10 protein-coding genes are annotated in these 11,081 nt (G+C 40.3%); 8 read left to right on the top strand and 2 right to left on the bottom strand.

Annotated features, from left to right (window positions below; genetic code table 11):
* Positions 1-103 precede the first annotated feature (103 nt).
* Both Q0A08_RS06610 and Q0A08_RS06605 read left to right on the top strand, forming a co-directional pair.
* Entirely contained in the window at positions 104-1,432 is a 1,329-nt protein-coding gene (locus Q0A08_RS06610) for a nucleobase:cation symporter-2 family protein (RefSeq protein ID WP_438465681.1), read from the top strand.
* Between the two features lie 175 nt (positions 1,433-1,607).
* The gene (locus Q0A08_RS06605; protein ID WP_438465680.1) at positions 1,608-2,891 is read left to right on the top strand and encodes a nucleobase:cation symporter-2 family protein; all 1,284 of its coding nucleotides are present in this window, start codon (positions 1,608-1,610) and stop codon (positions 2,889-2,891) included.
* Between the two features lie 23 nt (positions 2,892-2,914).
* Here the strand turns inward: Q0A08_RS06605 and Q0A08_RS06600 are convergent, their stop codons facing one another.
* Positions 2,915-3,784 carry a LysR family transcriptional regulator gene (locus Q0A08_RS06600; protein WP_438465679.1) on the bottom strand — a complete coding sequence of 290 codons (870 nt, stop codon included), beginning with the start codon at positions 3,782-3,784 and terminating at the stop codon, positions 2,915-2,917.
* Positions 3,785-3,918: 134 nt separating this feature from the next.
* On the opposite strand from Q0A08_RS06600, the gene gstA reads away from it, so the two are divergent.
* From gstA to Q0A08_RS06570, 6 genes are all read left to right on the top strand, one after another.
* Positions 3,919-4,524 carry a glutathione transferase GstA gene (gene gstA / locus Q0A08_RS06595; RefSeq protein WP_438465678.1) on the top strand — a complete coding sequence of 202 codons (606 nt, stop codon included), beginning with the start codon at positions 3,919-3,921 and terminating at the stop codon, positions 4,522-4,524.
* A 105-nt stretch (positions 4,525-4,629) separates the two neighbouring features.
* Positions 4,630-5,181, top strand: a complete 552-nt coding sequence (locus Q0A08_RS06590) for a cytochrome b (RefSeq protein ID WP_438465677.1) — start codon at positions 4,630-4,632, stop codon at positions 5,179-5,181.
* 320 nt (positions 5,182-5,501) lie between these two features.
* Positions 5,502-5,822 (top strand): hypothetical protein, encoded by a 321-nt coding sequence (locus Q0A08_RS06585; RefSeq protein ID WP_438465676.1) that lies wholly within the window; start codon positions 5,502-5,504, stop codon positions 5,820-5,822.
* 128 nt (positions 5,823-5,950) lie between these two features.
* Positions 5,951-6,745 carry a lysostaphin resistance A-like protein gene (locus Q0A08_RS06580; protein WP_438465675.1) on the top strand — a complete coding sequence of 265 codons (795 nt, stop codon included), beginning with the start codon at positions 5,951-5,953 and terminating at the stop codon, positions 6,743-6,745.
* Positions 6,746-6,753: 8 nt separating this feature from the next.
* A complete protein-coding gene (locus tag Q0A08_RS06575) occupies positions 6,754-7,902 on the top strand; it encodes a helix-turn-helix domain-containing protein (protein WP_438465674.1) in 1,149 nt (382 codons plus the stop codon).
* Positions 7,903-7,956: 54 nt separating this feature from the next.
* Positions 7,957-8,757, top strand: coding sequence for a MipA/OmpV family protein (locus Q0A08_RS06570; protein WP_438465673.1), 801 nt, complete (start codon positions 7,957-7,959; stop codon positions 8,755-8,757).
* 99 nt (positions 8,758-8,856) lie between these two features.
* Here the strand turns inward: Q0A08_RS06570 and Q0A08_RS06565 are convergent, their stop codons facing one another.
* A complete protein-coding gene (locus tag Q0A08_RS06565) occupies positions 8,857-11,055 on the bottom strand; it encodes an esterase-like activity of phytase family protein (RefSeq protein ID WP_438465672.1) in 2,199 nt (732 codons plus the stop codon).
* Between the last annotated feature and the right edge of the window lie 26 nt (positions 11,056-11,081).

Raw genomic sequence — 11,081 nt, 5'->3', positions numbered from 1 at the left:
TAAGGTTAACAATGATGTTCTTGGTGACCTTATCAAGTGTTTAGCACGGTGCATCCGGCTAACTATTTGATTAACAATAATATAAAAATAAAAGGAGGGTTCTATGGAACTCTTATATAAAGTTGAAGATAAGCCACCTGTGGCGACCTCTATCCTTTTGGCAGCCCAGCATTTACTTGCTGCATTAGGTGCCATTATCGCAGTACCGCTGGTTGTAGGCGGTGTCCTTGGTCTATCGACATCAGATATGGTGGTATTAGTGAATGCTGCTATGTTGATTTCTGGTGTGGTGACTATTATCCAATGTCGTGGTGCTGGCCCTGTGGGGATACGCTTACCTTGTGTTATGGGTACCAGTTTTACCTTTGTGGGGGTATCTATTGCCATTGGTTTTGAGCATGGGGTTGCGGGGATATTAGGGTCCGCTTTGGTGGCTTCGTTAGTAATGATTATTGGTAGTTTTTTCATGCCAGTGATTCGCAAGCTTTTTCCCCCTGTGGTAACAGGGACGGTGGTGACCTTGATAGGTCTAACCTTGATTCCTGTTGCCGTTGATTGGATCGCAGGTGGTCAAGTAGGGCAAGAAGGGTATGCTTCGCTAAGTAACCTTATGATAGGTTTCTTTGTTCTCTTCACTGTGATTATTCTCTCTCAATTTGGTCGTGGTATTTTTGCTGCATCCGCGGTTGTAATTGGCATAGTATTAGGCTTTATTGCTTGTATCATGCTGGGTTTAGTGGATTTTGCACCTGTGAAAGAGGCTGAGTTGATTGCTTTACCTAGTCCGCTACACTTTGGTTTAGCCTTTCCTATTAGTGGTATTATCGGTATGTCGATCGCTTACCTTGTCACTATCATTGAATCGACGGGTGATTTCTTAGCCTTATCTGATGTGACAAAAACCAAGCTAACAGGTAAAAAATTGTCTCGTGGTATTTTGTGCGATGGTTTGGGGTCGGCGTTAGCATCTGTTTTCTCTACTACGCCTTTCTCATCTTTCTCTCAGAATGTCGGCATCGTCGGTATGACAGGTGTTGCTAGCCGTTATGTTGTGGCTATCACTGGCTTAATGTTGGTATTGGCTGGCCTATTCCCTGTGTTAGCGGCTTTGATCGTGATTATTCCTCTGTCTGTATTGGGTGGCGCTGGTTTGGTGATGTTTGCCATGATCATTACTGCTGGTGTGAATATCCTATCTAAAACTGCCCATAACAAACGCAATGGCATTATTGTTGCGGTAGGTATTGGTGCTGGTATGGCTGTGACAGTAAGACCTGAACTACTCGCGAATTTACCTGAATTTATGAAGGTGATTTTTGCTTCAGGTATTACGACAGGCTCTCTCGTTGCATTAGGTCTGAACCTTTTGCTACCTGGGCGTGAAGTAGAAGTAACAGAAGAAGATGAGCCTGCTGAGTTGACGCAAGCTTAAATTAGCCTCAGCTTTTCATTTGATTTGCGGTAAAAGAACACCTTGTTAGCTTAGCTGACAAGGTGTTTTTCATTGTGTGATCAGACATTTAGCTTTGCTAAACTGCTTGATGTTAGTATTGATAGAAAGTTAAACGGGCCAGAAGCCCTTGTTTGTACCCTTTTGAGGAAGGTGAATGTCTCTTTTTTATAAGGTGGAAGAAAAGCCACCCTTAATTACATCTCTCATTTTAGCTGCACAACACTTGTTGGCGGCATTGGGGGCGATTATTGCTGTGCCATTAGTTGTTGGTGGTGTGCTCGAATTATCAACCCAAGATAAAGTGGTATTGGTAAATGCTGCCATGCTGATTTCTGGCGTGGTGACCTTTATTCAATGTAAAGGGGTTGGGTCATTAGGCATACGTTTACCCAGTGTTATGGGGACCAGTTTTACCTTTGTTGGGGTATCCATCGCAATAGGACTAGAACATGGTGTAGGAGGGATTTTAGGCTCTGCACTTGTGTCTTCTCTGGTGATGATTATTGGCAGTTTTTATATGGCCAGTATTCGTAAACTCTTTCCGCCCATTGTGACAGGTACCGTCGTCACTTTAATTGGCTTGTCTCTTATTCCCGTTGCTGTGGATTGGTTTGCTGGTGGGCAAGTGGGTGAACCAGGTTATGCTGCAGTTGATAACCTTATAATTGGCTTTCTAGTACTTGTGGTGGTCATGGTGCTTTCTCAATGGGGTAGAGGGATTATTTCTGCATCAGCTGCCTTACTCGGCATGATGATAGGCTTTATTGCCTGTATTTTTATGGGGTTGGTTGATTTTAATCCGGTAAAAGAGGCCGCTTGGGTGGCTTTACCTAGCCCGTTTCATTTTGGTATGAGCTTTCCTGTGAGTGGCATCATTGGGATGTCGATTGCTTACCTTGTCACTACAATAGAGTCCACAGGTGACTTTCTTGCATTATCTGATGTCACTAATACCAAGCTGACTGGAAAGAAGCTTTCCCGTGGGATTTTATGTGAAGGATTAGGTTCGGCCTTAGCTTCAACCTGTTCTACTACCCCTTTATCGTCATTTTCTCAAAACGTGGGTATTGTCAGTATGACAGGGGTTGCTAGCCGTCATGTGGTGGCGTTAACGGGGGGAATGTTGGTGCTCGCTGGCTTGTTCCCTGTGCTGGCGGCCTTGGTTGTGATTATCCCTTTACCGGTTTTAGGCGGAGCGGGATTGGTTATTTTCGCCATGATAGTGTCTGGCGGTGTCAAGATATTAGCCAAAACAGAGCAGAGTAAACGTAACAGCGCCATCATTGCTATGGGGATTTGCGCAGGTATGGCGGTAACCGTAAGGCCTGAGTTGTTGGCACATCTACCTGAAGTAATGCAGGTTGTTTTAGCGTCTGGCATTACAACAGGTTCTTTGGTGGCTTTGATGATGAATTTGGTTTTACCGGGTAAACCTTAATTTTCAAAAACTGACCAGACTGTTTAAGATAAAGAATTAATCAGGTGGCGATAAAACGCTTGTATGTGAATATTGGTTTTTAAGTCTTTGTGATAAACAAACCAGAGCACTTCGCCATCTTGATCTAATTCAATCGGTAAACGCTTTAAACCTTGATACTCCTTTGCTTCGTATTCTGCCATTGGCCCTATGGCCATGCCTTTGCTGATCACAGAATGCAGATCTGAAAATAAATTACTTTGATAAATGACCCTTTCTTCTTTGACATGCATAGCGACTTGTTTGATGAAAGGAACATTTCGTTTTAACCCGCTTGGAAAAGCCCAAAGATGTTGGTTATAGTCGCTGATGGACTTAGGTAGATTATAGCGAGCAATATAGTCTTCAGATGCGTAATAACCCACATTTAAGTGCATAAGCTTTTTAACAATAATATCGGGCCCTTTAGGCTGAGCACCAATACGAATTGAAATATGTGTGATGCCAGATTCGACTGGTATGGTTTTTTCTGTCGCTATGATTTGAATTTTAGTATTAGGAAACTCTCGATAAAATGATTCAATGGCACCGTTTAAGAGAGGGGAGTGGCCACTTAAAGTGGTGATCCTGAGTTTGCCATGTTCTCCTTGTTCTACACTGGTTAGTTCATGTACTAATTTGTCGAAGTCCCGTCTGATACTGGGTACAGAATTAAGCATTAGCCTACCTGCATCCGTTAGCTGATATCCCCTTTGATGCCTGATAAACAACTTAAGGTTTAGGCTTTCTTCTAATTGGTTGATATGCCTTAGAACCGTTGTGTGATTCATATTTAGCATTCTACCTGCTTTGGTTAGCGTGCCAGATTCGGCTACTTGTAGAGCAATTCGAAAGTCATCCCAGTTAGCTTGCATTAGCTTATCTCACTTTAATATTTAAATGTGCATTTATGCAGAATAATTCTACATATCTGTCTATTTATTAACAGACTATATGGGCGTAATTTAATCTTCATTGACTCTTTATTTAGAACCTCAGGAGAAACTTGATGAAACTCTATTACAGCCCAGGCGCATGTTCACTGGCTCCACACATAGTACTCAATGAAATTGGTGCTCAATTCGATTTGGTACAAGTCGACCTAAGAGAAAAGGTAATTCAAGACGGAGATGACTTTACCCTGGTAAATCCTCATGGTCGTGTGCCTGCTTTAACCTTAGACAATCAAGAAGTACTGACTGAATCTGTTGCTGTACTTCAATATATTGCGGATCAACATCCAGAGGCTGGTCTGGTGCCTGAGTCTGGTACCTTAGCCCGTGCTAGGTTGCACGAAATACTTAATTTTTTGACCTCAGATCTTCATAAAGCATTTGGCCCATTATTTATGAATTGTTCTGATGAGGAAAGAGAAAGCACACTTGCCCTGATTGCCTCTAAATTTAACTACTTAAATGGCGTCTTGTCAGATAGAGAGTATCTAGTTGAAAACAAGTTTTCAGTTGCTGATATCTACCTGTTTGTTATTGCTGGTTGGACTATGCCTTTAGGAATTAACTTGGGTGAATGGCCTAACTTGGCGGCTTTTGTCGGCCGTATTGCTGAACGTCCTCAAGTGGTGAAATCCATGGCTGATGAAGGTTTATTTTCTTAAGAACTTTTCTTAGGCTCTTTCTTTTAGCTAGCCAAAATGAAAAGCGTATTTTGGCTAGTTTATTTCAACATAATAATAAATTTTTTAAGTTCAGCAGGTTGCAAAATGGCAGATTCAAACCAAGTTAAAAAGTATCCTTTAGGGCTACGTCTTGTACATTGGGTGAGTGCATTAACTATTATTTTTCTTTTGGTCGTGGGTATTTATATGGCAGACCTGGATCCAGATGCCGCAAATAAGTATGACTTTTATCCTATTCATCAATCCTTTGGCATTTTGGCTATGGTTTTGATAACCGCTAGAATTTTCTTTCGTAAAAAAGGTCCTATCCCAGCACCTGCGACAGGGTTAAAACAATGGGAACTTATGTTATCAAAATGGGCTCATCGTCTTTTGTATCTATGCATGGTTTTGATGCCTTTATCTGGTTACCTGATGACATCTACCTACGCTTATTCCGATGGTATTGATATGTTTGGGTTATTTACCGTACCTGATATCACCTCAAAAAGTGAATTATGGACAGGTGTTTTTCATCAAGTGCATAGCTTAACTTCTTGGTTGTTAGTCTTTATTTTAGCTGCACATGTGCTAGGCGTGATTAAACACAAATTATTCGATGGTAAAGAAAGTGATGTTTTAAGTCGTATGGTGTAAGACTCTTAATGAGAGTTACCTTTACAGACCTTCATATAACTTCTTAAAATGAGTTGTCGCTTTTTGATTAAGTGGCAACTCATTTAAACCTTTCTAGCCGATAGATAATCTAATTTATTTTCCAATTCTCTGACCCACTTCACAGCCAGCTTAATAATTTTTGCTAAACTCTATATCTGTAGGTGACTAAAAATAGAGTAACTTTTTCTCAGCTAAACGCTTAAATTTGGAATGAATGTGCTACCTTTCTTTTCGCTTACTTTACATATGTCTCGTGTTTAATATGCTATAAATTATTGTTTGGCATTAAGGAGTTAGGATTGGAAACTTTTGTTACTTTATCTGTCATCGTACTTTTTTGTTCTTTTCTAATTTGGCTGTTGCTGACTTATCGTGTTTTTAAAGTGTTGGAAATGAAGTTTCCCAAGGTTTTCGATGCTTTAGGTAGACCCACTTTCTTAAGTTTTAACCCAGTTACTAGTAATCTAACCTTTGTTAAATTTCTCTTTAAACAGGAATGGCGTTATTGCAAAGATCAGGAAGTTCAGTGGTTAAGCCGTATTTTATTAGGCATTATGGTGTTCTTTTTAGCGGGATTCTTAACCATATTTTTGGCTTTCAGCTTAAATAACGCAAAATAGTAAAATTAAAATGACCTTCTTAGGCTATGAATTCAAAGGCTTTGGGCGCAAGTGGATATCTAAAGTGAGGAGTAGGACGCTTTAATCTACTCAATTTGGCATCTTGGTTTCTTTTTAAGGAGATCAAGATGACAAGATTATTAACACCCTCTTTTAAAAGGGCAATATGGCTTTTATGTACTATTTACTTAATGGCTATTAGCGTTCAATCTGCCGCGGCTATAGGTTCTAGTTTTGCCTTTAGTACACGTCTTGTTATTAATTTATGTGAGAACATTGCCGCTCTGGTATTTATTCTACTTACGATTTCCTATTATAAGTTTTGGTCATATATTCAGTGGTTTTCTATATCTGAGTTAAGACGGTTTTCTGTTTTCTTGATTCCTGCTGCATATATTTTTCTCAATATGGACGGCATTTTCCCTCATTCAAACGCCATACTTTTGTTGGCTGGCATTAACACCATTATATCAGCTGGCTTTGAAGAGTTATTATGCCGTGCATTTGCGTTAGCCATATTGATTAGAGAGTTTGAGCTAAAACAGAGTAAACGGCCTTATTTGTATGCTGTATTAGTAAGTTCTTTTCTGTTTGGTTTGGCTCATTTGGCGAACTTAATCACTCATCCAGATACTTTAGGAGCAGTGTTAGGTCAGGTTTTATATGCTTTTTTTATCGGGGTTGGTTTTGCTGCTTGTTATATAGTAACTCGCTCATTGTTACCTTTGATTATTATTCATGGGGTAATTAATTATATGAGCTTTATAAGTGAGTCTGGGTTTGAGCCAGATGCTAAGACTTTTGAAGATACTTTAGGCACTGTGGTAGTGTGTTTACCATTGTTTTTCTTTGGCCTCTGGTTACTAAGGAAAGAGCCAGGCCGGGCATTATTGGGAAAAAGGCAGACGGCATTAACAAGTTGAGTATGGATATGAGTGTAATAGACATTGGAAGTCTTCCTTATGTAATAGGGAGCGTACTATTTGGTTTGCTGAGTATTAAATTGATAGGGCAAACCGTATTAGTTGCCACACGCAGAGCAAACTATTTATTAGCGTGCCTTTGTATTGTGTTTGCAATGATAGAAGCCGATGCATTTATTAGTGCTAATCATATCAACTTCATATTTTATCCCACTCTTGAAAAGCTTCAGAACGCTGCACATTTATTGCTAGGGCCTTTAACTTATTTATATTTAGTTTCTATGTCTGCTCAGCCAAAATTTGGACGAGCAAGCCTAGCTCATTTTGCTTTGTTTCTTTCAGGCATTATTTTGATGTGGCTGCCGTTATCAGAGCGTGCTATCTGGTTAGGTTTTATCGTGCTTTATCTTGCTAGCCTGCTGCCTTATACCTTCTTTTGCCTTAGGCGTATTCAAGGCTTTGATTTGAAGGCAAGGCAAGCGTTATCGGATTTAAAAAAGCATAATCTGATAGGTATTAAAATCTGGATTTATTTGATGGCATTTATTTGTCTTTATGTGCTTGTGAGCCCGCTGTATCAATGGTTTTTTGAACGATCAACAGGACCTATAGATATACACTATTTATTAGCAATTTTTGCAGCTTATCTACTTATTAGGCAAGATTTTACGTATCAATCCGCGTTATCCGATTTGCCTGCGTTAGTGGAAGATAATGTCTTAATAAATGACTTGTATCTGCAAAACACGTCCCAACAATCCCAGGATAAAAGTGTTTATTTGGCTATAGAAAAGCAGTTTATTGACGCGCAAGCTTATCTTAATCACAAACTGACTCTATCAGATTTATCCGGTCTGACCGGATATTCGAGCAATCAAATTTCAGCTGCTATTAATCAAGTTGCAGGTAAGTGCTTTTATGATTACGTGAATGAGTATCGCATTGAAGAGGCTAAAAGAATCATGTTGGAATCACCTTCAAAAGCCATTGTCGACATAGCGATAGCAGCAGGTTTTAACTCTAAATCGGCATTTTATACGGCATTTTCTAAGCAAGGTATAGGGACACCAAGCGAATTTAGACGTCAGCAATTAGTGTGCTTGTCAGATAAAGAGTCAAAAAAGATATCAAATGTGAAGATGCCCACTCACAACTAATCAGATTTAGGCTTTTAAGTTAGCAATAACATCTTGATAAACCCTGTGGTACAAATGAAAGTATTCGTTAGTGTTGCCATCTTGGCTTGGGCTAGCCCTTCTTTTGCCAATGAGATAATTCTGTCAGACACAAGTTTTACCTCTGAAATCACTGAAGAAAATCAGAATGCAAAAGAGCCTGGTGGTATCTGGCTATTAGGGACCAGATATGGCAAAGAAGGATCGGTATATTTAGACATGGATGATGATCAAGGTTTTACACCTGTGTTTGCATATCTAGGGAAGCATTTATATCTAAAGGGGCTTGAATTAGGCTATCAAGTTAACCCTATGGGATCGTCAAATAACATTGCATTCTCAATTGAAGCTTTAACGCATGAAGTGGATTTCGATGATTCAAATAATACTAATTTGGACTTGTTAGAAGATAGAGACGCAGCTTTGATGGTATCTCTCATATATCAAACTGGGCCAATTGAAGCGGTATTAAGTCAAGATATATCAGGTAAGCATGACGGTTTCAGCTTAGGGCTGGGTATTGGGAATAACTATGAGATTTGGCAGTTTGAACTGGAATTAGGTGCAAACTTTGTATATCAAGATAAGAGGTTAAGTAATCACTTGTATGGGGTAAGTCAGGCTGAATCAGATTTAACTTCTGGTAATATTCGTGCTTATGATGCGAGTGAAACGCGTATTGTTCAGCTTAATGTTTTGTTGAATTATGCTTTAACAGAAAACTCAACTTTGAGCTTTGAAATAGAAAATAGCCATCATTTGGGCTTAGATGAGAGTCCTATTATTGAGCAAGAGCGCATTATTTCGACATCCATTAGTTATCTGTATTTGTTTTAGATAAAGGTGTTGTTATTTTAAACCTATTTTTCAAATGCTTGCGAATCGAAAAATAAAAAGGCCAGACTTTAAGTCTGACCTTTTTATGCTCAGCGAGTGTTACATTTTCCCGATAGTAAAGAAAAGGGTCTCGCCAGAGCTGTCATCCACACCGTCATTATCGGTTAGTGCAAAACCTACTCCCTTGCTATCAATTGCAAAGCCTTCGATCTTGTCAGTAACATAGCCTTTACCTTCTTTCAGGTTAGGGATGAAGTCGTGGGCTAACTCTTTTTTAACCAAAGGCAGTTTAGAACCGAGTTTGGCTGGTTTTAGCTGTGAAACAGCTACTTTGTATAAACGCTTAATTTTTGCATTGTCGTCTAGTTGGTTATCACGTTCTATAATGTATACCCAATCACCATGTGCAGTGATTTCAGATAAACCAACCCAACCCTTTTGGCTTTCTTGAGTAGGGTAGCGAACCGCACCCCATTCTTTGGTTTTAGTATTGTAAGACACTAGCTTGGTGGTATTTTTTGGATCATCTTTCCATTGACGTTGAATGGCTATCCATAGAGTATCGCCAATGCGGGTAATACCTTCAGCACCGAAACGCTTTTCAACCGCTAATAATTCTACTGGGAAAGGGATTTCTTTTTTGATTTCACCTTTCTTATTAATGTTGTAAATAGCATGGGGTGTTAAGCGATCAGTACGACCTTCAGACGCTACCCAAAAGCCGCCTTTACCGTCATTTGTGATCCCTTCAAGATCAAGTTTTTGTGCAGGTAAACCGTCTCTTAATACAGGTAGGGCGCTAATGATCTTTGCCGGCGTTGAGCTTGCATCAATGGTAAATATGCTTGCTTGGTTGCGATAGAAGCTATCGTTAACCGCATAGAATTTTTTGCTTTGCTTGGTATCACTTACTAGGCCTGATAAAGCTCCCCAACCCAGTGGACGATCGCCCTTCATTACAGATTCAATTTGTGGATAAGCGGCGGCGGCTTGGCTACGCTGGTAAATCATGACATGAGAGCGAGGGCCTTTGTCTTCAATCAAGTCTTTCTCATTGGCTGTGACAAACAAGTCACGACTAGGAATAGCAATAGCACCTTCTGGCGCAATACCTGAAGGTAAAAGCTGTACAAACTTAGGCTCAGTTCCTGTGTCTTTATACACACCGACTAGGCCAGCGCGTTCTGCTAATACAAAGATATAGGTTTCTCCGTTAAAGCTAGCGACTTCAAGGCCTTCTGGCTCGACACCTTTATTGCCTGAACGCTTATCTGGATAGTGACCTGCCATTGCCATGCGATATTCAAGCTCTAAGCCCGATTCAAATAACACATCACCTTGTTTATTAAAGATGGTGAAACCGCGAGAGCCGCCTTCAAAATCACCTTCGTTAGCGGTAACAAAGCGATCATTATCTAACCATTGAACCGCATCAGGCTCACGTTTTCTTTGTACTTGCTGGCCATCAAATGTCAGGGCTCTTTCTTCTTTTAGGTCAACATTGTTAAGGTTTACAGCGCCTGCAGGGAAGTGTGACAAGATCTTACCGCTTGCAGCATCAACAACAACGAGATGGTTATTTTCTTGTAGTGTCACTACGATTTCGTTGGCGTCATTGAAGTCAACAAATTCAGGTTCTGGATCTGTTGGGGCAACTTTTGCTAAGCCTCTAAGGTCTACCATTTTCTTCTGAGCACATACTGGTAAACCTTGATCTAGCGGCAGAATGACAAGGTTACCTGCAGGGTATTGAGGCATGGCGCCATCGTTTAGGTCTTCATCACGTTCGTTTTCAATGGCGATGGCAACAAACGTCTCATCTTTAGATACCGCGACTGAGTCTGGTTGGCCGCCAAGGTCACAAGATCTTATTTCTTTATGAGTGTTTAGATCAATCGCACTGAGTTTACCACTTGGCGCAGTATAACTTGCTGAGGTGTTAACCCCAGTTAAAGCGTATTTTTTGGTAGCCGAAACCGATGTCGGCTCGCCATCAAGAGCAAGAAAACCAGCGGCCTTTGGGGCATTTGCGTTTTTAATATCAATAAAGCCAAGGCCACCTAATGGGCTATCAGAATAAATTAAGGTGTTGCCATCTTTACTTGCAGTAATGATTTCTGCCGATGTTTCTGTGCTTTGCGCAAGATTAGTTGGCAGATTATCTTTAACCGACCAAGTGGCGATACGGTTAAACGATTCAGCTTGAGCTGCGCCTATCGCGGAGATGATAGCTACGCCCAATAGGGTTTTAGGTAAATGTTTCATTGCACGTTTTTGAGACAGCAAAGTGGTTTTCATTCTAACCTCTTGTTAGCAAGTTATGG

The sequence above is a fragment of the Marinomonas sp. PE14-40 genome (genome assembly GCF_051623805.1).
GTDB lineage: Bacteria > Pseudomonadota > Gammaproteobacteria > Pseudomonadales > Marinomonadaceae > Marinomonas.
Note: the sequence above shows the minus strand (reverse complement) of the source record. Positions and strands in the feature narration are given on the sequence as shown.